This is a genomic window from Slackia sp. (genome assembly GCF_977041755.1).
On sequence record NZ_CDRRGL010000001.1, the window covers coordinates 28,297 to 51,751 of the forward strand.

At 57.7% G+C, this 23,455-nt stretch carries 19 protein-coding genes; 16 read left to right on the top strand and 3 right to left on the bottom strand.

What is annotated here, in order from left to right; all coding sequences use genetic code 11:
- Window positions 1-623 precede the first annotated feature (623 nt).
- The 4 genes from ACWI8T_RS00115 (at window position 624) to ACWI8T_RS00130 (ending at window position 5,355) form a co-directional block, all read left to right on the top strand.
- On the top strand, window positions 624-1,343 hold the full coding sequence (locus tag ACWI8T_RS00115; RefSeq protein ID WP_123218633.1) for a response regulator transcription factor: 720 nt from the start codon (window positions 624-626) through the stop codon (window positions 1,341-1,343).
- A gap of 3 nt (window positions 1,344-1,346) precedes the next feature.
- Window positions 1,347-3,098 (top strand): sensor histidine kinase, encoded by a 1,752-nt coding sequence (locus ACWI8T_RS00120; RefSeq protein ID WP_449137487.1) that lies wholly within the window; start codon window positions 1,347-1,349, stop codon window positions 3,096-3,098.
- Window positions 3,099-3,248: 150 nt separating this feature from the next.
- Entirely contained in the window at window positions 3,249-4,568 is a 1,320-nt protein-coding gene (locus ACWI8T_RS00125; protein ID WP_449137488.1) for an MFS transporter, read from the top strand.
- Window positions 4,569-4,647: 79 nt separating this feature from the next.
- Complete coding sequence (locus ACWI8T_RS00130) at window positions 4,648-5,355, top strand: DUF554 domain-containing protein (protein WP_123218636.1); 708 nt, start codon at window positions 4,648-4,650, stop codon at window positions 5,353-5,355.
- Window positions 5,356-5,476: 121 nt separating this feature from the next.
- On the opposite strand, the gene ACWI8T_RS00135 is transcribed toward ACWI8T_RS00130, so the two are convergent.
- Both ACWI8T_RS00135 and ACWI8T_RS00140 read right to left on the bottom strand, forming a co-directional pair.
- Window positions 5,477-6,985 carry a zinc-ribbon domain-containing protein gene (locus tag ACWI8T_RS00135; protein WP_449137489.1) on the bottom strand — a complete coding sequence of 503 codons (1,509 nt, stop codon included), beginning with the start codon at window positions 6,983-6,985 and terminating at the stop codon, window positions 5,477-5,479.
- 191 nt (window positions 6,986-7,176) lie between these two features.
- On the bottom strand, window positions 7,177-8,604 hold the full coding sequence (locus tag ACWI8T_RS00140; RefSeq protein WP_449137490.1) for a response regulator transcription factor: 1,428 nt from the start codon (window positions 8,602-8,604) through the stop codon (window positions 7,177-7,179).
- 315 nt (window positions 8,605-8,919) lie between these two features.
- On the opposite strand from ACWI8T_RS00140, the gene ACWI8T_RS00145 reads away from it, so the two are divergent.
- The 3 genes from ACWI8T_RS00145 (at window position 8,920) to ACWI8T_RS00155 (ending at window position 11,895) form a co-directional block, all read left to right on the top strand.
- On the top strand, window positions 8,920-9,966 hold the full coding sequence (locus ACWI8T_RS00145; RefSeq protein WP_449137491.1) for a hypothetical protein: 1,047 nt from the start codon (window positions 8,920-8,922) through the stop codon (window positions 9,964-9,966).
- A 103-nt stretch (window positions 9,967-10,069) separates the two neighbouring features.
- A complete protein-coding gene (locus ACWI8T_RS00150) occupies window positions 10,070-10,684 on the top strand; it encodes an iron-sulfur cluster assembly scaffold protein (RefSeq protein WP_123218638.1) in 615 nt (204 codons plus the stop codon).
- A 5-nt stretch (window positions 10,685-10,689) separates the two neighbouring features.
- A complete protein-coding gene (locus tag ACWI8T_RS00155) occupies window positions 10,690-11,895 on the top strand; it encodes a cysteine desulfurase family protein (protein WP_449137492.1) in 1,206 nt (401 codons plus the stop codon).
- Window positions 11,896-12,286: 391 nt separating this feature from the next.
- Here ACWI8T_RS00155 and ACWI8T_RS00160 read toward each other — a convergent pair whose 3' ends face one another.
- Window positions 12,287-14,404, bottom strand: coding sequence for an aldehyde ferredoxin oxidoreductase (locus ACWI8T_RS00160; protein ID WP_114614818.1), 2,118 nt, complete (start codon window positions 14,402-14,404; stop codon window positions 12,287-12,289).
- A 262-nt stretch (window positions 14,405-14,666) separates the two neighbouring features.
- Between ACWI8T_RS00160 and ACWI8T_RS00165 the strand changes: the two genes are divergently transcribed.
- From ACWI8T_RS00165 to dxs, 9 genes are all read left to right on the top strand, one after another.
- Window positions 14,667-15,383, top strand: a complete 717-nt coding sequence (locus tag ACWI8T_RS00165; RefSeq protein ID WP_114614819.1) for a 4Fe-4S binding protein — start codon at window positions 14,667-14,669, stop codon at window positions 15,381-15,383.
- Window positions 15,384-15,422: 39 nt separating this feature from the next.
- Window positions 15,423-17,585, top strand: a complete 2,163-nt coding sequence (locus ACWI8T_RS00170) for a molybdopterin-containing oxidoreductase family protein (protein WP_449137493.1) — start codon at window positions 15,423-15,425, stop codon at window positions 17,583-17,585.
- A gap of 3 nt (window positions 17,586-17,588) precedes the next feature.
- Window positions 17,589-18,128, top strand: a complete 540-nt coding sequence (locus tag ACWI8T_RS00175; RefSeq protein WP_123218641.1) for a 4Fe-4S dicluster domain-containing protein — start codon at window positions 17,589-17,591, stop codon at window positions 18,126-18,128.
- Between the two features lie 10 nt (window positions 18,129-18,138).
- Window positions 18,139-19,020, top strand: a complete 882-nt coding sequence (nrfD, locus tag ACWI8T_RS00180; protein ID WP_302885947.1) for an NrfD/PsrC family molybdoenzyme membrane anchor subunit — start codon at window positions 18,139-18,141, stop codon at window positions 19,018-19,020.
- 481 nt (window positions 19,021-19,501) lie between these two features.
- Window positions 19,502-20,071 (top strand): manganese efflux pump MntP, encoded by a 570-nt coding sequence (locus ACWI8T_RS00185; RefSeq protein WP_302853539.1) that lies wholly within the window; start codon window positions 19,502-19,504, stop codon window positions 20,069-20,071.
- Window positions 20,072-20,332: 261 nt separating this feature from the next.
- Window positions 20,333-20,683 carry an Asp23/Gls24 family envelope stress response protein gene (locus tag ACWI8T_RS00190; protein ID WP_114614824.1) on the top strand — a complete coding sequence of 117 codons (351 nt, stop codon included), beginning with the start codon at window positions 20,333-20,335 and terminating at the stop codon, window positions 20,681-20,683.
- Window positions 20,684-20,703: 20 nt separating this feature from the next.
- Window positions 20,704-21,255 carry a transcription antitermination factor NusB gene (gene nusB / locus ACWI8T_RS00195; RefSeq protein ID WP_287537656.1) on the top strand — a complete coding sequence of 184 codons (552 nt, stop codon included), beginning with the start codon at window positions 20,704-20,706 and terminating at the stop codon, window positions 21,253-21,255.
- Between the two features lie 8 nt (window positions 21,256-21,263).
- Complete coding sequence (locus ACWI8T_RS00200; protein WP_114614826.1) at window positions 21,264-21,482, top strand: exodeoxyribonuclease VII small subunit; 219 nt, start codon at window positions 21,264-21,266, stop codon at window positions 21,480-21,482.
- A gap of 56 nt (window positions 21,483-21,538) precedes the next feature.
- Window positions 21,539-23,431, top strand: coding sequence for a 1-deoxy-D-xylulose-5-phosphate synthase (gene dxs, locus ACWI8T_RS00205; protein ID WP_449137494.1), 1,893 nt, complete (start codon window positions 21,539-21,541; stop codon window positions 23,429-23,431).
- The last annotated feature ends 24 nt before the right edge of the window (window positions 23,432-23,455 follow it).

Sequence of the window (23,455 nt, forward strand, 5' to 3'; positions counted from 1 at the left end):
TGTTGTTGAAAAGTTAACACGACCAACGTACGCGAACGAAATTTAATGGTTTGCAGATGGGGGATGATGTGGCTGTTCTTCCAGGAGGACTCTTGAATAGCTCTGCTGGTGGCGTGCGCTTGTTTGCTTCTCATTATGGGAATGCGCTTCAGGGAAGGATGAAGCTCGTTGGTTGGGTTCGTGCGTCGGCAAGCCTACGCTATGCGGGCGTTCTTGAATGCGATTGCCTCCACGAGGCGATATTGGCTCTTCAATGCCGAAAGGCCGCCAGCGGCGACCTTTCGGGAAGGGACTTCGGGGCCGGGAGGGAGGAAAGCCCCGAAGGATGCGCTCGTGGCCGGAAGGGTGAGATGCCCGAGCGCCGAGTTTTCAAGCTCACGGCCGGCTCCAAAGGGAAGGGAACGGGAATACCGGCCGTTTATCAATCGTGCTTTGCACGAGTCGAGCGGCTCTTGCGCGATGGAAGGGTGGATGCTTGCCGCTTCGACGGTTTCCATAATAAGGGTGGGGCGTGTTGAAAATCCCATAAGGGCACCTGATAAAAGGCTGAATAATTCTGAACAAAACCTTAAAATGGAGAGGAGCGCACGGGCGCTCTGCACCCTCATGATAGGATTTCGCCCATGGATATGAACCAAGCGAACATATTAGTATGCGACGATGAGGTTGAGGTCGCCGACCTTCTCAAGCATGTGCTCGAACGTGAGGGTTTTGCCGTCACGTGCTGCCATTCGGGCGATGCGGCCCTCACATTGCTTAATGCTCAGGTATTTGACCTGGCTATACTCGATATTATGATGCCCGGAATCGATGGCTTCGAAGTCTGCCGTCAAATTCGCGGCGGTGCGGCCGGCTCAAATACCGATATGCCCATTGTGTTTCTCTCGGCTAAAACCGAGGAATTCGATAAGGTGCTTGGCTTCACCTTGGGTGCCGATGATTATGTGACAAAGCCATTTAAGGCTCGCGAACTCGTGGCCCGCCTTAAAGCGCGCCTTCGTGGTCGCAGTGCGGCCCCCGCTCCCAGCGACGTGCTCTCGGTGAGCGGCATCGAGCTCGACGAAACAAACCATACGGCGGCCTTGCACGGCTGCGAGCTTTCTCTTACGCCGAAGGAATTCGATTGCCTGGCCGAGCTTTTGCGCGCAGGTGGGGCCCCTGTTTCGTCAAAGGCGCTGTTCGAAAACGTATGGGATGAGGAATACACGTCTTCGTCTCACAATGCAGTCATGGTCTATATTCGTCGCCTGCGTAAAAAGCTCGCCGAGGTCGACTCTTCCGAAGAGCTCATCGAGACCGTATGGGGCGTTGGTTATCGCATTCCCGAAAAACGCCGTGGTTAGCCCATGAAGCGTGATTCAGAAAACAAGACCCGTGCCGACAAGGCCAAACATGCGCGAGCCGCGCGCAAAAGGCACGAGTCGCCTAAAATGCATGTGACCGAACAAACGCGCATTCTCGTGAAGCGCATCGTTCGCAATACTTTCGCGGCCACGGTGGTGTATGCGGTTGTTTTCTTCTCGATTGCTATGGCGGTTAATATTATCGTTCTGCCTCAAGTGGGCGAGGCAGTAGCTAAGGTAACTTCTCCGTGGCAGTACGTGTCGGCCGATGTGGCGGGCGTGCAAAACGACGAGTGGTTCATACAGAAAGAAAACGAGCTTAAAGCCGACGTGGTGCGCAAATACTTGCACGAGCTCATCGACACCGCGGTTCCCGATGCGGGTTGGGGTTTGGCGCAGAGTGCGGCGAACGCCAAGAACGTGCAAACGGAAGGCGCCAATCCTGAAACTGTGTACACCATCTCGTCGCAACCGGCCGATGCCGGAGAATACGCGGCGTCCGTCTCTCAGGGCTTGGTTCAGGGCGATAGCCTGTCGTTTGTGGGCGCGCCTTATGCGTCCCAGGCGGCCAAGCAGGTTGTTATTTCCGCCGTTGATTCGCGCAACTTAGGCCAGGCCGCCAACGTCTACGACGCGTTGTGGTCGGCTACGAAAGATTGGGACAACAAGCCCGAGCAGGTCGATTCGCTCTACGACGAGGCCGCAACCGCGCTCGATTCCGACTTTTCCCAGGTGGTTGTGAGGTATGCCTACGATGCGGGCTCGGGTATCGAAACGGTGACATATGCGGGCGGACAGCAAATGCAGCGCGATTTGTCATCGTACAACAACATTCGCGCCCTGAAGTACCCCGTGGCGATTACGCTGTTTTTGTTGGGCATCCTCGTGATTATGGCGTTTGCCATTCGCAAGAGCCTGCGCTATTTCGACGACCTGTTCGTTTCGCTGCGCGTGGTGCTCGTTGACAAAGGCGCGTCGCTCAAGCTTCCGAGCGAGCTTTCTCTTGCCGAGGAATCAATTAACGACATCAAGCGCAAAAACGACGCTGAGCAGCGCGCCGCCGTTGCCGCTGAGCGTCGCAAGAATGAGCTCGTGGCCTATTTGGCGCACGATACCAAAACGCCGCTCACTTCCATCACGGGATATCTCACGTTGCTCGAGGAGGCGCCCGATATGCCCGTTGAGCAGCGTCAGCGATATGCACACGTGGCGCTGTCGAAAGCGTACAGGCTCGATGCCATGCTCGACGAGTTTTTCGAGATAACCCGCTACAACCTAGGCGCCATCTCCATTGAGCGCGAGCGCTTCGACTTGGCGTTGTTCTGCTATCAGGTTGCGGAAGATTTCTATCCTGAAGCGGAAGCGCGCGGAATCGATTTGAAGGTGAACGCCACCGAAGGCGATACAGTATTCGCCGATGCCACGAAAATGGCGCGCGTGCTTTCGAATGTGATTAAGAATGCGGTGGCGTATGCCGACCCCGATTCGACCATTTCGATTGACGCTCACGCCAAGTCCGATGGGGCGTTCAAGATCGAAGTCACGAACCAGGGACGCGAAATCAGCCCCGAGCATCTCAAACGCATTTTCGAAAAGTTTTATCGTGAAGACGACGCGCGTGCCACGCGCCAGGGCGGGGCGGGGCTCGGTTTGGCGATTGCGCGAGAGATCGTCGCGGCTCATAACGGCACCATCGATGCGACGAGCGAAAATGGCGTGACTCGCTTTGTAATCGATATTCCTGCGTCGAAGTAGGGAATCTCCTTCGTGGGGCTTTTGTAAACGCATGGGCAACGGTGCGAAGAATCCGCGAAAGACGTTGACTCTCCCATTATGGGATAGTTTAGGGTATCTCCTGCACAAAGATGAAGGCGCGCGGAGCGCGCCATAAAGGGAGTAACGAACATGTCTGAACAGCAGCTCGAAGTGAAGGAATTCGATCATCCACCCTTGCCGAAAAACTGGCTGAGGACGGTTGTCATTATTTGGCTCGGCCAGGCGGCGAGCATTCTTACCGCATATTCGTCTATTTATGCAGGCGTGTGGTTCGTGACCGAAACGACCGATTCGGCGCTCATGCTGGCCCTCGCTTCGCTGTGCTCCATGCTGCCGCAGGGCTTGCTCGCCCCGCTTGGCGGCGTGGTGGCCGACCGCTTCAATCGCAAGTACGTGCTCATTGCCGCCGATGCCTTCGTGGGAACCATGGCATTGATCATGGGCATGATTATTGCCATGGGCCATGTGTCGGTGCCGCTCGTGCTTATCATGGGCGCGCTGCGCAGCGTGGGCCAGGCGTTCCACATGCCTGCTATGGAATCCACGATGCCACTGCTCGTGCCGAAAAAGCACGTGGTGCGCGTGAATACCATGAATCAGAGCCTGTGGTCTATGGCGCTTGTGGTCGGCCCGGTTCTCGGCATTTTCTTGTATACCGTGGTGGGCTTCCAGATGGTCCTGTTCCTGAATGCTGCCGGCTGCGCCGTTGCGTGCTTGGCCCTCACGCTTGCGAAGATCCCCGATTTCCACGACGATTCCGACGAGGCGCGCCATCCTATCGCAAGCTTGAAGGCGGGCTTTGCGACGCTGAGCGCCGATAGGGGCCTGCTCATTTTGTGCGGCATCGTCATGGCGATTATGGCTATGTACACGGGCATCAACTCGCTCTTCCCGCTTATGACGTATGACCACTTCCACGGCGACGGCTATGCGGCCTCGCTCATCGAGGGCATATATGGCGCGTTCTCGCTTGTCGGCATCGCCATTCTGTTTATATGGGGCGGCGGCAAGCGCCTGTTGCGCGTGGTGGCCCTTTCGGGCACGTTCTCGGGCATCATTCTTATTGCCACGGGCCTTCTTTCGCCGAGTATGTTCTTCTGGTTCGCGGTGCTCACGGCAATCTCGGGCGTTGTTGAATCGATGTACAACGGCCCGCTTCTCGCCGTGGTGCAAAAGCGCGTTCCGCCCGAAAAGCTCGGTCGCGTTATGGGCTTGTTCAGCACGGTGACGGCGCTTTCTTCGCCTATCGGCTTGGGCCTCGCGGGCACCTGTGCAGAATTTACCGGCGTTGCCATGTGGTTCGTGATTTCGGGCGTGGTGGTTACGGCGGGCGGTTTGGCGATTGGCCTTTTGCCGTCGCTTCGCAAGCTCGACCGCGAAGTCGCCGCCACTTTTGATGAGGTGGATGTAAGAAAAACGAACCCGACGGTTGAAAATGCCGCCGAATAAGCGAAAATCCTCCTGATGAATTAATCGATGCGGCGTGTCTTCGCAGGCGCGTCGCATCGTTGTGTGAAAAGGGGCGTCTGTGGTTATTCTGGGTGCGTTGGTGAACGGCATTGCCACGGTTATCGGCGGCGTGCTTGGCTTGGTGTTCAAGCGTCGTGTATCGCAGAAGCTCGGTGATTTCCTTATGCAGGGCTTAGGCCTGTGCGTGATGCTCGTGGGCGTGCAGGGCATGGTGAAAGGGCAAAGCATCACCATTACCGTGCTCTCTATCGTTGTTGGCGGCATTCTGGGCTATTGGATCGACATCGATGCGGCGATTCACCGTTTTGGCGATTGGATTCAACGTAAACTCGATGCCGCATTCAAGGGTTCGACGGCACTTGGCAACTTTTCCGATGGATTTGTTGCCGCCACGCTGTTCATCTGCATTGGCGCCATGGCGATTCTTGGGTCGCTGCAAAGCGGCCTGCAGCTTGATCATTCCACGTTGTATGCCAAGGCCCTTATCGACATGGTCGTGGTCATGGTGATGGCCACGACGTTGGGCGTTGGCGTGCCGTTTTCAGGCGTGTGCGTGTTCGTGTATGAGGCGGCGTTGAGCTTGGCCGCCAGTGCGCTTGCGCCCCTTCTTACCGATGCCGTTATTGCCGAAATGGTGTGCGCGGGTAGCTTGTTGCTGCTCGCCATTGGCATGAACATGCTGAAAATCACCGATATCAAGGTGGCGAATTTTCTGCCCGCTGCATTTCTTCCCATTGCGCTGTGCGCGATTCCCGGCCTGATGTAGCCGAAGCGGTTCGCGCCCTTACACGCAGCCGAAGCGCTCTTGAATTCGATTCGCCCTTGGCTCTTTTGCGGAGCCTAAACATTTGACGCCGAGCCATCTTAAAGACGGCTCGGCGTTTTCTTTAGAAGCCGCTATTCCGTTTCATTTCGTCGGCTTGCGATTTCGTCATGCCCGTTTCGAGCACTTCGCCGCTCTTTTTGCCCGTGAGCACGAGCAGCCCATTCGCGTCATAGCTTTCGGTGCATTCGTCGTAATAGCCGAGCCCTTGACCTGTGGAGTCGCTCATAAACATGCGGAATTCACCCGTGAGCACATTGACGCTCATTACTCCGTTGCCTGAATTGAGCTCCTGCACGATGCTTGCGCAAAGCATGCCGGCCTTTGTAAGGTCGTCTGCGCCCTCCCATTTCTCGGCGCTGTAGAGACCCGAGAACGACACGAGCTGCTCTGCCAAATTGATAGGCGCGCAGCCGATGGTCGCTGTATGGGGCGAATATCCTCCCTCGGATGTGTCGTAATCGAAGCCCGTGTAAATCACATACCACATCATTTTTTCGTCATTGACGGTTTGATACCCGGCGAAGGCGTTCGTCGTGTATACGACGGTGTCTGTTTCGTTCGTCGTTTCGCCGTATTCGTGCAGGGTGGCTTCTGTTGTGAGTTCGTATGATCCCGACGATGCGCTCAAGCCGCATTGCTGGGCGAAGTCGTCGATGGTATTCGATGTAATCGGGCCAATAAGGGGCACGCCGGAAACGACGATGCTGTCGGGCGTGGTGGAAGCGGGCTGGTAGGTGCCAGCTTTCTTGTCGAGGCCGTGCACCAGGAACATCGCCCCATTGCCGTATTCGACCGAAACCGAGGAATAGTCGCTTGCGGAGCCGGCGGAGCTGTCGACGTAGGGCATGTCCCTCGTCGTGTCTTTCCAGTTCACGCTGTCGCTGTTGGTGGAATACGACGGAGCGGCATATCCCCAAGATGTTTCGGCAGTGGGCGTTTTGGTGCTTGCCCCATGAGTCGTGATGAATTGCTCGCCTTCGCTGCCCAGGGCAAGCACGCGCGAGACTTGCAGAATGTTCTCGGGCGCTTCGGTTACCTCGGGCGCCTCTGCGTTCGCGTCGCTTTCTTCGGGCTGGGCGGGCGCGTTTTGCTCGTCGCCGCCCTGAATGGCCTGCTCGGTTTGTGCCGGCTGCTGAGAGGGCGCGATGACGTCGACGTATACGCGGTAGGCGGCGTAGGCGGTTCCGGCGGCAAGCGCCAGCGCCAGGGCCACGAGCACCACGAGGGGAACGCGTCGGCGGCTGCGCTGAGTGGTTTGCTTGACGGCGCTCTTGAGCGTTTGGTTCGATGCCTTGCCAGCGGGGGCGTCGCTTGGGGCGCCAGGGTTCGTTGCGGCGTGAGTAGGTGAGACGTTGTCGGTTGAATTCGCGTTCGGGGTCGTTTCAGGCGCGTGGGCGTCGGTGGCCATGTCGGCGCTTGGGTTTGGCGGCAGGGGAGCCGTTTCCTCAAGATTGGCCTCGCATGTGGCGGCTTGTGCGCGGGCGGCGTTCGGGTGGGCGACGCGCGCTCCGCATGCAGTGCAGAATTTCGCGTCGTCTTGCAGTTGCGCGCCGCATTTCGTACAGAACATCGGTTACCCCTCATTTCTCGGTGCAATCTTCGTTGAACCTATCATATCGAAATCGCAACAACGAAATAGAGATGCTAACCGAGTAAAAATCGAAGCTTACATCGAGCGCTTGGTCCTCGCTTTTTGCGCGATTTCCCGCCCGATGTGAATCATGGTGAGGCATTCGCGCGCAGGTTTTTCTTCGGCGGAAGCTAATCGGTGTATCGCTCGATGTAGTCCAGAAGCGCCTGGCGGGAATGCAGGTCGGTTTTCGAATAAATACGCTTCACGTGCGTGTGCGCCGTGCCGGGTGCGATGCAGAGCTCTTCGGCGATTTTTGCTTGCGTAAGGCCCATGGCATAGAGCGTGAGCACTTCGGTTTCGCGGTCGGAAAGCAGGAATTGCTTCTGCATTTCCTGAGCGCTCGCACGTACGATTGCCTTGCGCATTTCGGTGCCGGGGGCAGCTTCGTCCTTAATGCCGAGCAGCCTCTGCACGCTTATCGCGGTTGCCTTTGTTGCGGCGGTTTCGTCTCGTTCGAGCATAAGGAATTGAAGGAAAATGAACTGGGCGGAAATAAGCAGCAATCCGCCGCACAGCGCCGTCGGCAGCGAGGTTGAGGGGAACTGAGCGTAAAGTGCGATGCTCGTCACGCGCACGAGCGAACGCGGAAAAATGAAAACACCCCAGCCGGCGATTGCGTAGTAGTACGTATCGCGGTGGCCGTAGCTGGAAAACGCGACGATCAGATAGAGAATGAAGCCAGTCATGGTGACGTTCATGGCGTTGCCGAATACGGCTCCAATATCGAGTCGCTCGGGAAAGAGCGCGAACAGCAAAAGGGCGATGGATCCCAGGCCTTGCATAACGACCCAGGTGCCAATGGTCATGGCGTTCTTTTTGCCTTTGATGGTGCCCCAGAGCAGGCCAATGAATACGCCGTCGATGAGAAGGGCGTACAGCAGCCGCGTGACGTGTGTGAATGGGATGGCGTCGCCGTCGGGGAAACCCTTTAAAAAGCCTATGGCGATGGACATAAGGAATGATCCTATGGCAATAATGCCGAGGAATCGTACGCTGTCGGCGTTCTTTTGAGCGAAATGGAAATAGCCGCGCGAGGTTGATTTGATATCAATTTCTGCGGGTAGCGGTTTGCGCCTTGCGGCGGCGATGGCGGCGTATTGCGCGAGTACTGCCATTGCAAAGATGAGGCAGTGAACCATGCGTGGAATGAACGAGAACACGTACAGAATCGTCTCGCTGGCGATCATGGCGCCGAGCACGATGATGATGGCCGTCGTGCATGACGCGCCGCGGCAACGGCGCAGCCAATAGAACATGCAAATCCATGCCGATGCGGTTACGAGGGTCGACGCTGCCATGCGTGCCACGGCGAAGCCTGGTGCATGCGCTTCGATGAGCGCGACTGCGGCGATTCCTATTGCTTCGAGTGCGATGCAAAGGTTTGTGCTGTGGAAGATGGCGCGTTTGGGGATGATTTTATCGGTAAGGCCAAGCGCGACCATAAGCAAGAGTAGAGGAACAAGCGAGATGAACGACGCCCCGTCGGTATAAATGCCCGCATCGGTCCCCATGTAGCTGCCGTATGCGCCCACAATCATGCCGGTTCGTGCCAGCATGAGTCCCATTGAGGTTGGCAGGAGTGCCAAAAGCAGCTCTCTCGTGATTTCCGTGCCGGCAATTCCTCTCTGTTGCTCGGCGGCGTTTGTCCCTTCGCCCTGATTCACAATACCCCCTTCTATCCCCTGTGCATCATGCGCGGTGCCCCCTTGCGCGTAACGGGGATTCAAACGAGGCAATTATAGCCCGAGCTTTGTACCCTATAAATGCCCTTAAAGAGGGTATAGCGGCATTTTACGTCTAGGCAATATTGATTTCGTTGAATTGTGTTTCATTTTGATGAAGCGAAAGCATGTACGTGAGGGGGATCACTCATGACTGATGCAAACGAGACGGCTTGGACGGCTGAAGGGGGAAAAGCTATACCGAATGCTGTTAACGAGAGCAGTGAGGGTACAGGTTTTCAGCCGGGCGATGGCGTTGTCGAAGAGGCGAGCGGGCCTCAGGAGGTGTCATCGCCGAATCGTACGCCTGAAGAAGAATTCTTGGCTCAAATGCTCGCTGCTACAGGGGCGACAAATCTGGAAGAAGCGGGACTTTACGACCCTGCCGAGGTCGCTGCGGAAGAGGAGCGCATCGAGGAAGAGATGTCTCCCGAAGAGCGCCAGGCCAAAGCCGAGCATGATGCTCTTGCCGCTGCATTCGATATGATTCGAGAACGTTCGAACGAAGGTAAGCTCACGACGCCCGGTACGTGGGCTGCGGCGGGCATTGTGCCCGATCATTTGATTCCTGTTGATTTTTCCGACTTGGCATTCGACGAAATTATTGCTGCACAGGCTGCGTCGGCCGCGGCTAAGAAGGTCGCCGAGGAGGCTGCGCAGGCTGCCGTAGCGGACGCGGATGCGGTAAGTGCCGATTCCAGCGTCGAAGACGTCGCGGCATCTGACTCTGAAGCGGATGAAGTCGCTGGTGAGAATGCTCCGTCTGTTGACGAGGGCGATTCCCTCGATTCTGAAATTGAGACCCCCGAATGGAAGCTTGATGACATCAAGGTGCTCGAGGGAAAGCAGACGTATCTGTACTCGAGCGACTACATGACCGACACATATGCGCACTGGGCATTTCTCGCTGAAGAGGGCGATGACGCTTTGACGCTTGTCGATAACGCGCGTGAAGAATCGCGCCTGTATCCGCGCCCCATGCTCGCGGCATCGCTTTCGAGCAAGCCATATTATTGGAATGCCGAGCAAATCGAGCAAGCTTGGCAAGCCGTGCAGGAGTCGGGCTCGTATCCCGACATTAAAACATGCGAGGCGAGCAACGGCGAGCGATATTTCTATTCGACCGATTATTTGTCCGATGCCCAGGCGAAAGCTTTGGCGGAGTGGTATTCGGTCGAACGATACATGAACGTGTAGGTGAAGTGCGTTTTCAATCAAACGTGAATTGACTTTAACGCGCAAACGAGGCGCGTAGGAGATATGAAACGAACGGCGCTCACGGCGCCGAAGAGGGGGAACAATGAAACCGGAAGATATGCTTGGTGGAGCGCCTGTTGGCAAACCTTATATTCGTACGAGGGACGTGTTCCAAACTGACAACGATAATGGCGTTGAGGGCTATTCCGATGAGGCCCTGGCGCTTGTGGCCGATACCGAGAAAACTGGTGTGCCCGAGGGCGTGAATGCCGTTGGCATGGCGGGTTCGGCCAAACACGGTACCATTGCCGTGCAGTTGTTTGCGCGCGTGAATCCCGAGACGCATGTCATTGAACAGGCGGGCTATCGCGCACATGGCTGTTTGGCCATGATTGCCTCCGCGTGCGCAGCGGTGTATTGGATGGAGGGCAAAACGGTGGAAGAAGCCGCCGCCATCTCTGCCGACCTTTTGGCAGAAGCGCGCGGCGTTGTTCCTCGCGACAAGTCGTATACGGCTCGCTATGCGGCGTGCGCCGTTCGTGGAGTATGCGGTGACTTCTTTATTCGCCAGGGCGTCACGTTTGAGGATATGCTCGCTCGACCGCATGCCTGCGACGACGCATCGCTCGATTGCGTGCTGTGCGAGAACTGCTCGCTGCGAAACTCCATGGTCGATTTGGAGGTCGCATCGCGTCTTCGCGCGGCAAAAGAGGCGTAACCATCATGGAGACGCAGGCGAAAATAACAAAAACCGAAAAACGGCGCGTGTATTTGGACAACGCCGCTACTACGTGCGTGTCCGATACGGCATTTGAGGCCATGAAGCCGTTTTTGCGCGGTTCGTTTGGCAATCCCTCTGCGCTCTATGCGGAGGCTCGCGAGGCCCGCGCTGCGGTTGAGCGGGCTCGCGAGGAAATCGCATCGCTCATTGGCGCCGCGCCGCATGAAGTCTATTTCACGTCGTGCGGTACTGAATCGGATAATTGGGCCATAAAAGGAAGCATGCGTGCGCAGGCGAAAGCGAAGGGCCGCAAAGGCCGTTTCGTGACTTCGACGTTCGAGCATCCTGCTGTGCTGAACAGTGCGCGGGCGCTTGCTGGCGAGGGATTCGATGTCGCGTATGCGAACGTGACCGATGGCGGTATGGTCGACGAGGCGTCGTTTGCTCAGGCGCTTGGCAACGGGGCTGATTTGGCCTCGATTATGCTTGCCAACAACGAAGTAGGCACAATTCAACCCATTGCCCGCCTGGGCGAAATCGCGCATGGCGCAGGCGCTCGGTTCCACTGCGATGCTGTGCAGGCATTTGCTCACATTCCTGTGAACGTGGACGATTTGGGCGTGGACTACTTGAGCGTTTCAGGCCATAAATTCCATGCCCCTAAAGGCGTCGGTTTCCTGTATGTTCGCGAAGGCGCGCCTCTGGAGCCTTTCATGAATGGCGGCCATCAAGAAGGCGCGATGCGTGGTGGCACCGAAAACGTTGCCGGCATCGTTGCCATGGCGGCCGCAGCGCGTGAGGCCTGCGAGAATATGGCGAGCGATGCTGCGCGCATAGCGGCGCTTCGTGACGAGTTGGAACAGCGCATTCTTGCTGAAATTGCCAATACCTGCGTAAATGGTACAGCTCCGCGTGTGCCGGGCACATTGAATGTGTCGTTTGCGGGCATCGATTCGGCTTCGCTTGTTGAGCTGCTTGACGAACGGGGCGTGTGCGCGGCGGGCGGAAGTGCCTGCTCTAGCCATGAAGGCGAGCCCTCGCACGTGCTTGTTGCGATGGGACTGCCGTCCGAACGTACCCAGAGCGCTCTGCGTTTCTCGCTCTCGAGTGAAACGACTCAAGACGATATTAACTATACGGTTGACGTACTGAAGGCCTGCAGTGAGCAATTGCAACCCTTCGCGTTGCTTGATCTTTCGAGCTTCTAGCTTGTTGAATTTGCTTGTCGGTAGACGCACGAGCCGTCTAGGTTGGCTGGGATTCCGTCAGAGCGTTCGGCGTGGGTAGAAAGCCCCCGCCCGCGTGGATGCGCCTGCGCCGCAGTTGATTTCTGGATAAGGCGCGAAAGGAGGCCGCGTCTGCGTGGAAATGCCAAAGTTTGCGTTTTCGTGTTGTCCGTGGGAGAGATTCCGTCCTCGGTTCTTCTTTCTCGATATCGGCAGGATCCATGCCTATAAACCTATAAGTCCGAGTCCATAGCAAGGTGCCTGGCATCCCTGCCAGTATGGTTGTCTGTATAAAAAGGAAGCCCGCACAATGGCGGGCTTCCAAAAGAAGGAGCGGGCGGTGAGGGGAGGTGGGCCGCCCGCAGGGTTATGCCTAGAGCAGACCCTTGGACTGAAGGTCTTCCTTCACGTCTGTCAGGTTGTAATTGTCGAGGCTGTCGGCGGTCGGTGCGCCGGTTTTCTCGTCCCAACCGAACTCCTTGTACACCATGGTAAGGGCGGTTTGGAAATCTTCCTTTTCCATCTTATCGGTGCCAGCGGTGAAGGGCTTGATGTCAGGATCTTTCGTGAAAGGCCACTCGGTGTAAACATCATGCACGCCGCGGAAGTCGTTCGTGCCCATGCCGCGCATCGTGTTGGCGCGCTGCAGGGTCATGATGGCTGCGCCGCGCTTGTAGAGCTCCTCGGTGGTGATGTCTTCGCCAGTTACTGCCTTCATGAACTTCGATTCGAGGTCGAGGTCGCCACGGTAGTCACGGGTCTTCGAGGGGCTCATGGTCATAGGCCACACCCAGTTGCACAGGGTGAGGGAGTCATGCAGCACGTCGGTGACAATGGACCACCAGCAGAACTTGGCCTTGTGCTCGTTCATCGGGGTGTAGTTCTTGTCCTCGTCGATGGCGTCTTCGCCGCCCCAGACTTCCTTCGCAATCTCGCGCTTTTTCTCGATGGGCAGGCCGCAGCCCTGGAAGTTAACGGCGGAGTGAATCATATCGTCGCGGTTGAACATCATGTTGTACACAGCGCCAACCTGGCCGAAGCACTCATGTGCATGGTGCACAGGCCAGCCGCGATAGTTGATCAGGCAGCTCGCGGTGGTGTCGAACCACTCCATGTCGTTCCAGCGCTTGCACCAAACGATAGGACCATGGCCCAGATAGCTCATTTCGTTATCGTTCTGAGCGATGTGGCGCAAAATTTTCACCATAATCGACGGGTCATCGTTCTTGAAAGCGTCCCAGTCGAACATATTGTATTCGTCCTCGGGCAGCACGCGCTTAAAGATGCCCTTGGCAACGCAGTGCGCGATGTCGCGGTAGAGCTGTGCGTAGTTGCACCACAGGCCCAAATCGTCCACGGTGGAGCCGATGGCCTGGTTCCAAATAACGCCAGACTCGCTGAAGTTCTTCACGCCGCCGGCGTTTTCGCCAAGAATGCCAATCATATACAGGTACGGGAAGTTCGGCACGCAGGTGTTGCCCGTGATTTCAAAACCGCCATGCTCGGCAGAGCCGGGAATACGCATGTCTGAATAGCAGTGAATCGGGCAGCTGTGGCAGCCGTTCATCTTAATGGTGTACTTCTCGGCGTCGGGACCGTCGTCCTTGTAAGACTTCATGCAGCGATAGCCAACGGTGTTGAGCTCGCCAGGCTTCGGCTCGCCCGTCTCGATGGCGCCGCCTTCTGCCTGAGCCCAGTACAGGCCCTTGCGCGCCGTCCAGCGGCTGCCCTTGTCGTAGTATTCCGCCCACTCCTGCTGGGTAGAAGGTACGACGTGGTTGTTGTTGGAGCCCACGATGTCGGAAATCATGTAGTCGGAAAGCTCGGCGACGGCCTTCGGGTCGGCCACGTTCACGCTGCCGTTGCCTTCGATAACGATAGCCTTGCACTTCTTGGAGCCCAAAATGGAACCAAGGCCAGCGCCTGCGGAGTGGTTGCGCGAATTAATGAGGCATGCATAGGGAAGGAGGTTCTCGCCAGCGGGGCCGATGGCTGCAACGCAGAACTTGTTGCCATCTTTGCGGCAGATGGCTTCGGTGGTTGCGCGGGTGCCCATGCCCCAAACGAAGGAAGCATCTTCGATGGTGATCTTGTCGTCGAGAATCTTAATGTAGACGGGCTTGTCGGAAGCGCCTTCAATAATCAGGCCATCCCAGCCAGCAAGCTTAAGCTTGGCGCCAATCATGCCGCCGCAGTGAGAATCGACAACCAAATGATCGGTGGTGTAGGTGGACAGATGCGAGAAGGTGGTACGGCCGGCCAGCGGAACGCCCGAAGCGGTGAGCGGGCCGACGGCCATGACGACCTTGCTCTCGGGGCTGAACGGATCTGTGCCCGCGGGAACTTCGTCATACATAATTTTGTTGGCCATGCCCATGCCGCCCAGGAAATACTTGTACGGGTCGGTGGACTGGGTGGTGATTTCTCCCGTGGTCAGGTTCACTCGGGCGATCTTGCCCTGCCAACCATAGGAGACATTTTCAGTTGCCATGTCTTTCTCCAAGTCTTTGCTGTGACATTGAAGCGTGCGTGCGAGGACATGTGTGCGATTGACCCCCTTTTAGTGGTCGAATGCAGTGTGCTCCAAGCCGTGCCCTGTTTGTACCCTGTTGCAGGGTATTGTTCCTTTACCTGGCTTTTTATCCCCCTTCAGGGGACAGGGCGCATGCGGTGGCATCCATTATGCAATTCGTGCGAAGCGTGCAAGGAATCGTGCGTCAATCGAAGAGAAGTGCAAAAAGGAGGAACTCTCGATGGACGAGAAGAAGGGGGAAGCGATCCTGCCTGAAGAGCCGCAGACCGAAACTGCAGCTGAGGAATCGCCCAAGGGCTTCACTCGCCGCCAGGTAGTCGCCGGAGGCATTGGCGTTGGTCTTGTTGGCCTTATCGCCGGTGGCGCATTGGCGAAATGGGGCGTCATCGAAGACACTATCGCGAGCGGTCGCATGGCCGTGAACGTTACACCGACTAAGCTTATTGTTACCGACCGTGCCCGTTGCTCGGGCTGCCAGCGTTGCGAAATGATGTGTTCGCTGCGCAACGACGGTCGCGTATGCCAGACCACCGCGCGTGTGCGTGTGTGGCCGAACTATAACTTCGGCGAGGGCTCGAACGGCCCCGACGGAATCTATCGCAACTGCCAGTTCACCGTTGAGCATTGCAAGCAGTGCAAAGACGCAGCTTGCATGAAGAACTGCCCGGTGCATGCCATCTATGCCGATCCCGAGACTGGCGCGCGCGTAGTCGATACCGATAAATGCATCGGTTGCGGATTGTGCCACGAGGCTTGCCCGTGGAATATGCCGCAAATTGACCCGGTTATTGGCAAATCCACGAAATGCATCGCATGCGGCCGTTGCGCCGTGCAGTGCCCCAACGGGGCTATCAAGTTCGTCGATTGGCAAGACATCGCCCAAGAGGCGATCGACAAGGGCATCGTTCGTACGTCGACCTTGTTCCCCGAGGCCTAACCTCGCGACCAATTTGACTTGCTTGAGAAAGGACACATCATGGATAGCATGATGACGAGGCGAGGATTCCTCGCCGCGGGTGCCAGCTGCGCGGCATTGGCTGCAATCGGCACCTCGACGGGTTGTTCTTCCTCGCAAACCGAGCCCCTAAGCTCAGATGCCTCGGTCACGTACACCAAAGCGACGCTGTGCGCTGGTTGTGCGAATAAATGCGGCATCGAAGCTTGGGTGCGCGGTGGAAAACTGTGGCGCTTTATGGGCGCCGAAGGCCATCCGCATTCTGGCGGGTATATGTGTGGCCGTGGCCAGGGCCTGCCTTCGCTCACGACTTCCGAAGATCGCGTGACCGAGCCCATGAAAGCCGACGGCAAAGGCGGCTTCACAAAGGTGAGCTGGGACGATGCTCTTTCCGACATCGCTAGCCACATTACGGGCGCAGGCAACAAGGTGGCGCTGTTCCAAGATGGCCGCGCAACCGATGCGTGGTATGCGAAGCGCTTCATGGCTTCTGTCGGTTCGCCGAACTACTATGACGATTCCGCGCTTACCAATGCCAACATCGATGCCGCGTATAAGACTCTTTTGGGTACGACGCCGGTGTTTGATACGGCCAACGCAGAATACATCGTGCTGCTCGATGCGAGCGGCGACGAGACGGTGCGCCCGGTCGAGGTCAAGGAATTCCAGAAAGTTCGCGAAAACGGTGGCTATGTGATGGCCGTTGACCCGCGCAACGCTGGCGCCGATATGCTCGCCGACGAGTGGGTCGCTGTGCGCCCTGGCTATGAGCTGGCATTCTTGTTGGGCATCATGGGCGACATCGTCAAGAAGGGCGATTTCGATGCGAGCTTCGTCGAACAATATGGCGAAGGCTTCGAAGAATTCCACGCTGCGATGCTTCAGTATTCGCCTGAATGGGCTGCCGAGAAGTGCGGCGTGTCGCTTGACACGATTTATTCCGCGGAGCGAGGCCTCGTGAAAGCTGCCCCGCATTGCCATGTCGATGTTCGCCCGGGCGCGCTGCTCGGCTGCGGCTACGCGACGAGCCTTGAGACCGTACGCTGCGCCGTGCTGCTCAACGCCATGCTCGGTGCCGTGAACCAGACGGGTGGCATGTTCCTGGCGAAGGTTCCTTCTGTGGACGAGGGCGTTTTCGAGAGCGCGCCGTTCACGAAGGTTTCCGCTTCCGGCGACGGCATTGCCAAGGCTGGAGAACTTGGCAATGCGAGCTGCCAGGATGCATTGGGCGCCGCTGCCAAGGGCGCTGCCGATGTGGCGCTGTTCGTTGAGTGCGACCCCGCGGCCGACTGGGCCGATTCCGCTAAGGTTGAAGAAAACCTGTCCGGCATTGGCTTCAAGGTCGTCATCGATTCGGTTCTCACCGAAACCGCGCAGAAGGCCGATTATGTGCTTCCCGCTGCGACTTACCTTGAGGTCGAAAGCGTTGTCGCTCCTGTCGCGGCCGAGTGGTCGGTTGCCGAAAAGCGCAACCAGGCCGTGGCTCCTGCGGGCGAGGCTCGCGCCGTCTACCAGATTTTCACCGATTTGGCGAAGGCGTGCGGCAAGGGCGACGATTTCGCCTTTGAACTCGATGATGTCAACAATGCCTTCTGCAAGGCCTATGGCATTACGCTCGACGGTTTGAACGATACCGCGTGCTGCGCAATCCCCGGCGCTTCGGTGCTCGCGGGCGATGCTCCCGCCATTGGCACCGATTCGGGCAAGATTCCGTTTGCAAGCGACGCGTTCGAGAAGGCGGGCTTGGCTCGCGTTCCTCAGTACGCTGATCCTACGGTTGCGCCGAATGACCATATGCCGCGTCTTATTACGGGCGCTCAGAGCATGCAGACGCGCACCTATACTGCCGACGCCGACAAAATTGCGGCGCTCGCGAAAGATTCCGGCGCAGAGCGTGCATGGCTCAACCCGCAGACGGCAGCCAACTTCGGCATCGCCGATGGCGATGAGGCTGAGTTTTCCACCTCCACGGGCAAGATTCGCATGAAGGTTCGCGTGACGAGCCTCATCAATCCTGAAGCGGTGTACGTGCCGCCTCACTATGGCATTGAATCGAAGGAAATGGCGCAGGCAGCCGGCTATGGCGCAAGCGTGTGGGACATCGTACCGCGCGCGAGCGACGCTGCGACCGGCGCGGGCATGGTATGCGAGGTGCCCGTCGAGATCAGGAAGGTCGGTGCATAAGCTATGGCCCGATACGGAATGGTGATCGACACGACCAAGTGCATCGGCTGCGGCGCCTGTCGCTTGGCGTGTCAGAATCAGAACGATTTGCTTTCGAGCATGCCGTTCGTGAAGTTTTCTGAAGTTGAGACGGGCGTATACCCGACGGCTTCTTTGCAAGTGGTCCCTTCGCAGTGCATGCATTGCGAAGATGCGCCGTGCCAGGCGGTTTGCCCCACCGGCGCGACGTATACCAACGAAGACGGCATCGTGTGCATCGATCACGGTCGCTGCATCGGCTGCAAATACTGCATGGCTGCGTGCCCTTACCAGGCGCGTGTGGTTGACGAGCGCACGGGCGCGGTCGACAAATGCCGTTTCTGCACCGTGAGCGCACTCAATGGCACCGAGATGTCGACGTGCGTGACCGCGTGCCCGGCAGGTGTGCGTGTGTTTGGCGATTTGGATGACCCCGATTCGGAAGTCTCCAAGGTTCTTGCCGCGACGCATGCGACCCCGCTTTTGGGCGATGCGACCAAGTCCAAGATTTTCTACGTAAGGTAGGTGGGCGAACATGTCATTTGAACCAGTTTGGGGCGCACCTATTGCGTGGTACCTCTTCCTTGCAGGCTTGGGCGGCGGCGCCTTCATCACTTCGGCGTTTTTGCGCTGGAAGCATCCCGAGGCGCATGGCATGCGCTTCGCCGGTCACGTCATTGCTCCGGTGGTCGTTATCATCGGCTTGTTCTTGCTGATGTTCGACGCTGAGGCTGGTTTGCACAACCCGCTGCGTTTCGCGTTGCTTCTGCATAACCCGTGCTCGGTTATGACCTGGGGTGTTGTGTTCCTGGCGGCATTTGTGATTATCGCACTTGTCACGCTTTTGCTTGACTGCTTGAAGAAGCAGGTGCCTGCGTGGCTTGAAATCGCGGGCTCGGTGTTTGCGGTATGCGTTGGCGCATACACGGGCGCTTTGCTCGGTGTATGCCAGACGTTCCCGCTGTGGAACAACGCTTTACTGCCGATTCTGTTCTTGGTTTCGGCGGTTTCCACGGGGATGTCTTCGGTGCTGCTTGTGGGCGGCCTGAAGTTCCCCAAGGAATTCGATAGCGTGGGAGTGCTGAAGAAGTTCCACTATTGCTTCCCGATTGTCGAGCTTGTGTTGGTGGCTTCGCTGTGCTTCATCACGAGCTACAACTCCGTTGCCGGTTTCGAGTCGGTGATGAGCCTCGTGTGCGGCAACTGGGCGGTTTTGTTCTGGCTTGGCTTCATCGTGGTTGGCCTGGTTGCGCCTACCGCGGTTGAGACGTGGCTTTTGTTCATCTCGAAGCCTGGCTTTGAGGAAACCCCCAAGGCGCACTACATTGGCGCTGCTGCTGATGCGGGCGTGCTTATCGGCGGTTTCCTGCTCCGCTTCCTTATCGTGGTTGCGGCGCTGCCGGTGGCTTTGGTGTAGTTGCTTCTCCGTTTTGACGAACGGTAAACGAAGTTTTCGCTATGTGCGAAAGGGACGCTCGCTTTGAAGGCGAGCGTCCCTTTTTTGTGCCTCTCGACCTGTTAAATGCTTGTAGCGTTTAACAGGTCGAGACGTTTCCCTTTCCTTTTCTTAGACCGACTCAATGCTTTGATATTTGTGGGCGATTGGATTGTTGAACGCTACAAGCATTAACGTGGGCATCTAACGGCCCCCAAAGGCTGTCCTCGAAGCTTAATGGCTCGGGCTTCGTGGGAGCGCGGCCAGCAACCGGCAAACGCTACGAGCATTTAACGGCTTTCGGGCAACGGGTGAAGTTTTCGCGCTTTGGGGCCGCTGGGTGGTAAAATCGCGCAATCATATGCTGCGGGCGGCAGGCGGGGTGGCCTGTACGCTGCAATCGGGCAGTTTCTCGCGAGCTTTTATCGCGAACCCGGGAGCCTATTCGAAAGAACAACTGAACATGAGCATTGTAGAGATCGTTCTTCTGGGCGTTGCGTTGTCCATGGACGCCTTCGCCGTAACCATCTCGAACGTCTTCTGCTATCCGAACGCCTCGCGCGCACGCTTGCTTGCGCTGCCGGTCGCGTTCGGCGTCTTCCAGGCGGGAATGCCGCTGCTTGGCTATTTCCTGGGCGGCGTCGTGGGTGACTTCATCGAAACGTACTCGGGCATCATCACGCTGGTGATTCTTGGCTTTATCGGCGGAAATATGATTAAAGAAGGCGCGTGCGCCCTGCGCGGCGGCGGTGATGGGGAAGAGGAAGTTTCAGAAGATGGCAACGCGCTGACGCTTAAAGTGATTTTGGTGCAGGCCGTAGCTACGAGCATCGATGCGTTCGCCGTGGGCGTGAGCCTGCGCGCAGTGAGCGTTGCCGTAGCGCCCGCGGTAAGCATTATCGGTGTTACGACGCTCCTCTGTTGCATTGTGGCGTTGGCCATCGGCAAGCGCTTCGGCCATTTGCTGGGCGATCGCGCGCAGATTGTCGGCGGCGTGGTGCTCGTTCTTATCGGCATCAAGGCGATGTTCTAGGGTTTCGCCGTGCTGGCGAACTACGGAAGTTGCCGGCGCTGCAAGTGGCCATGGCAGCGCATTTTGGATTCGGCCTTCGACTCGCGCACTGAAAGTGCGTGTCGCCTTGGTTTCGCCCGAGCCGCATTCGCCGGCCGCTTCCACTGATTTTGGTGCGAATGTGTCTCTGCCTGCGTTCTTACGGTCTTACCGTGAATGCGCACGAATTGGAGTACAATTCTAGGTTGCCTATATGAATCAATCGGCCGAAAGGATTGCGCCATGAGCGAAGAGCTGTATGTCGACGGACTGGGGCTGGCCCCCGGAGTCATGGAAACCATCGTCGCGATCGCGGCCAAAGAGGTTGAGGGCGTTGCCAGCGTTGGCTCGTCTACGTTCACGGGCTTGCGTTCCCGCTTCGCCGCAAAGCCGGCTGGCCAGGGTATTGATGTGAGCATGAACGAAGAGCAGGGCGTCGACGTAGCTGTGCATATCGACGTCTTCTACGGCAAGCCCATTCCGCAGGTTGCCGAAGCCGTTCGCCAAACCGTCGCCGATGCTGTGGCAACACAGGTCGGTTTCACTGTATCGTCGGTCGATGTGTATGTCGACGGCATCCGTTTCAATAACTAGTTAGCAAGGTTCCAATTCGCATGAGCAACGTATCTAAACGAATTCTCGCACGTCGCGCTGCGGTGCAGATTCTGTATCAAAGTGAAATCACTGGTGTGCCCGCCGACAAGCTGGTCGACGAAGGCTTGGTCCCCGAAGAGGCCAAGGCGAATGAATATGCGCGCGAATTGGTGTGCGGCGTTTCCGCGCATCGCGCCGAGCTCGACCGCGCGATTGGCGAAAGCTCGCAAAACTGGGCCATCGACCGCATGCCCGTGGTTGACCGCTCCGTTCTGCGCCTCGCTGTTTACGAGATGCGCTACGTTGACGACGTTCCGCAGTCTGTCGCCATCAACGAGGCCGTTGAGCTCGCCAAGGCATTCGGCGGCGAAGACGATTCCCATCGCTTCGTGAACGGCATTTTGGGTCGCCTGGCTCGTTTGTCTGAAAGCGAGCAGGGTGTTGCCGCGGAGGCTCCGACCGAGGAGGCCTCTGAAGGCGTTGCCGAGGCTGCGCCCGCCGAGATTCCCACGATGGGCATTCTTTCCGACTTTAAGCCCGCCGAAGCCGATTCGGCCGAAAACGTCGAGTAAGGCTCGCTATGGGCTTGGAATCGCTCGATCGCGAGGCGTTCACGCAGATTCGCGATCGTCTCGATGAAATCGCGACGCAGGTGCGCGGCGACGATATGCCGCTCGATGCGGCGCTCGATTTGTATGATGAGGCCGTGAAGCTGGGCATGAAGGCGACCGAACTGCTCGAAACGCTTGACGCCTCCGATAGCGATGCGCCTTCTTCGGAAGGCGCGATGCAGCGCTAGGCGCGCAAGGCATCCGCGAGGTGCCGAATTTGAATACGGAGATTGGGAGTTCCTTAATGGAGAGCCATCGCATTCTCGATATGATTTCGTCCCCCGCGGACTTGAAGCTCCTCACCAACGAGGAGCTTTCCATACTTGCATCTGAAATTCGTGAGCAAATTATTACGACCACGTCGAAAACGGGCGGCCATGTGGCGCCGAGCCTTGGCGTAGTCGAACTTATTCTGGCATGCCACAGCGTGCTCGATTGCCCTCATGACAAGCTGCTTTTCGATGTGGGCCACCAGTCGTATGCCCACAAGCTCGTTACGGGCCGCTTGGGCGAGTTCGACACTTTGCGCCAATTCGGCGGCATATCTGGCTTCCCGAAGGCGAGCGAAAGCGAATACGACGTGCACCCTTCCGGCCATGCGTCCGATTCGGTTTCGGTGGCGCTGGGCCTGGCTATGGCACGCGATCTGAATGGCGGCGATGAGAAAATCGTTACCATCATCGGCGATGCGTCGCTTTCGGGTGGCATGGCGTTTGAGGCCCTCAATCAGCTGGGCCAGTTGCAAACGCCCATGGTCATTATTCTGAACGACAACGAGATGTCCATCTCGCGCAACGTAGGTGCGCTCGCTCGTTATTTGGGCGAAAAGCGTGCGAGCCGCGAATACACGCGTACGCGCGATTCGGTGCAAAGCGTGCTCGAGGCAAGCGGTCCGCTTGGCCGCGGTCTGGTCGATTTGGGCCGCAACGCGAAAGATTCCTTCAAACAAATGGTCATTCCAGGTGAGATGCTCTTCGAAAAGCTCGGCATCACGTGCACGGCGCCCATTCCCGGTCACGATATCGCCGCGCTCAAGCGCGCGTTGCGCGTGTGCCTTAAGGCCGACGGTCCCACGCTTTTGCATGTGGTTACCAAGAAGGGCAAGGGTTATGAACCCGCCGAAGAAAACCCCAGCAAATTCCATGGCATTGGGCCATACGACATCGCGACGGGCGAAGTGAAGAAGGGCTCAAGCTCCGCCCCGAAGTACACGAGCGTATTCTCGAAGGCTATTGTCGCTGAAGCCGAGCGCGACCACGATATTGTCGCCATCACGGCTGCCATGAAAGATGGCACGGGCTTGGCCGCGTTCTCTGAGAAATTCCCGAAGCGATTTATTGATACGGGTATTGCCGAGGAACATGCCGTTGCGCTTGCGAGCGGCTTGGCGCTTGGCGGGAAAAAACCCGTCGTGTGCATTTACTCGACGTTCATGCAGCGTGCGTTTGACCAGCTCGTAATCAATAATGCCCTTGCGAATACCAATGTGGTGTTTTGCCTCGATCGCGCAGGGCTCGTGGGCGACGATGGCCCTACGCACCACGGCGTGTTCGATATCGTATATGGTCGCATGGTTCCTGGCGTTCGCATGATGGCTCCTTCCGACGAGGCCGAGCTCGTGCATATGCTCCATACGGCTTTGGCGCTCGAGGGCCCGGTCGTTCTTCGTTGGCCGCGCGGCGAAGCGCGGGGCGTCGAGCTTCCCGCTGTGCCCCAGGTACTTGAAGAGGGCAAATCTCGCACGACGCGTGAAGGCTCCGACGTGGCTATTCTCGCGTTCGGTCGCATGGTGCAGGAGGCGGAGGGCGCCGCCGATATCCTTGCTAAGGAAGGCGTTTCCGTGCGCGTTGTCGATATGCGTTGGATTAAGCCGTTTGACGAGGAGGCGGTTCGCAAGGCCGCGCTCGAATGCAAGCTCGTGTGCACGGCTGAAGAAGGCGCCATTGAAGGCGGCATTGGCGAAGGCATTCTGGAGGCTCTTGCCGCAAACCCGCCGGCGCAGGTGCCGCCCGTGCTCACGTTTGGCATTCCTGACGAATTCGTTGAGCAGGGCAAGGTGCCTCAGCTGCACCATATGCTCGGCATCGATTCGTGCGGCATGGCTGCTCGCATTCGCGAGAAATACGCGGAGCTGTAGGCGTGGCGAAGAAAACTGCGCAGC

What these genes read in the sequence shown, in the direction of transcription:
- ACWI8T_RS00115 (WP_123218633.1), top strand. Translation starts at nt 624, where the DNA reads ATGGATATGAACCAAGCGAACATATTAGTATGCGACGATGAGGTTGAG.
- ACWI8T_RS00120 (WP_449137487.1), top strand. Translation starts at nt 1,347, where the DNA reads ATGAAGCGTGATTCAGAAAACAAGACCCGTGCCGACAAGGCCAAACAT.
- ACWI8T_RS00125 (WP_449137488.1), top strand. Translation starts at nt 3,249, where the DNA reads ATGTCTGAACAGCAGCTCGAAGTGAAGGAATTCGATCATCCACCCTTG.
- ACWI8T_RS00135 (WP_449137489.1), bottom strand. Translation starts at nt 6,985, where the DNA reads ATGTTCTGTACGAAATGCGGCGCGCAACTGCAAGACGACGCGAAATTC.
- ACWI8T_RS00140 (WP_449137490.1), bottom strand. Translation starts at nt 8,604, where the DNA reads ATGCTGGCACGAACCGGCATGATTGTGGGCGCATACGGCAGCTACATG.
- ACWI8T_RS00145 (WP_449137491.1), top strand. Translation starts at nt 8,920, where the DNA reads ATGACTGATGCAAACGAGACGGCTTGGACGGCTGAAGGGGGAAAAGCT.
- ACWI8T_RS00150 (WP_123218638.1), top strand. Translation starts at nt 10,070, where the DNA reads ATGAAACCGGAAGATATGCTTGGTGGAGCGCCTGTTGGCAAACCTTAT.
- ACWI8T_RS00155 (WP_449137492.1), top strand. Translation starts at nt 10,690, where the DNA reads ATGGAGACGCAGGCGAAAATAACAAAAACCGAAAAACGGCGCGTGTAT.
- ACWI8T_RS00160 (WP_114614818.1), bottom strand. Translation starts at nt 14,404, where the DNA reads ATGGCAACTGAAAATGTCTCCTATGGTTGGCAGGGCAAGATCGCCCGA.
- ACWI8T_RS00165 (WP_114614819.1), top strand. Translation starts at nt 14,667, where the DNA reads ATGGACGAGAAGAAGGGGGAAGCGATCCTGCCTGAAGAGCCGCAGACC.
- ACWI8T_RS00170 (WP_449137493.1), top strand. Translation starts at nt 15,423, where the DNA reads ATGGATAGCATGATGACGAGGCGAGGATTCCTCGCCGCGGGTGCCAGC.
- ACWI8T_RS00175 (WP_123218641.1), top strand. Translation starts at nt 17,589, where the DNA reads ATGGCCCGATACGGAATGGTGATCGACACGACCAAGTGCATCGGCTGC.
- nrfD (WP_302885947.1), top strand. Translation starts at nt 18,139, where the DNA reads ATGTCATTTGAACCAGTTTGGGGCGCACCTATTGCGTGGTACCTCTTC.
- ACWI8T_RS00185 (WP_302853539.1), top strand. Translation starts at nt 19,502, where the DNA reads ATGAGCATTGTAGAGATCGTTCTTCTGGGCGTTGCGTTGTCCATGGAC.
- ACWI8T_RS00190 (WP_114614824.1), top strand. Translation starts at nt 20,333, where the DNA reads ATGAGCGAAGAGCTGTATGTCGACGGACTGGGGCTGGCCCCCGGAGTC.
- nusB (WP_287537656.1), top strand. Translation starts at nt 20,704, where the DNA reads ATGAGCAACGTATCTAAACGAATTCTCGCACGTCGCGCTGCGGTGCAG.
- ACWI8T_RS00200 (WP_114614826.1), top strand. Translation starts at nt 21,264, where the DNA reads ATGGGCTTGGAATCGCTCGATCGCGAGGCGTTCACGCAGATTCGCGAT.
- dxs (WP_449137494.1), top strand. Translation starts at nt 21,539, where the DNA reads ATGGAGAGCCATCGCATTCTCGATATGATTTCGTCCCCCGCGGACTTG.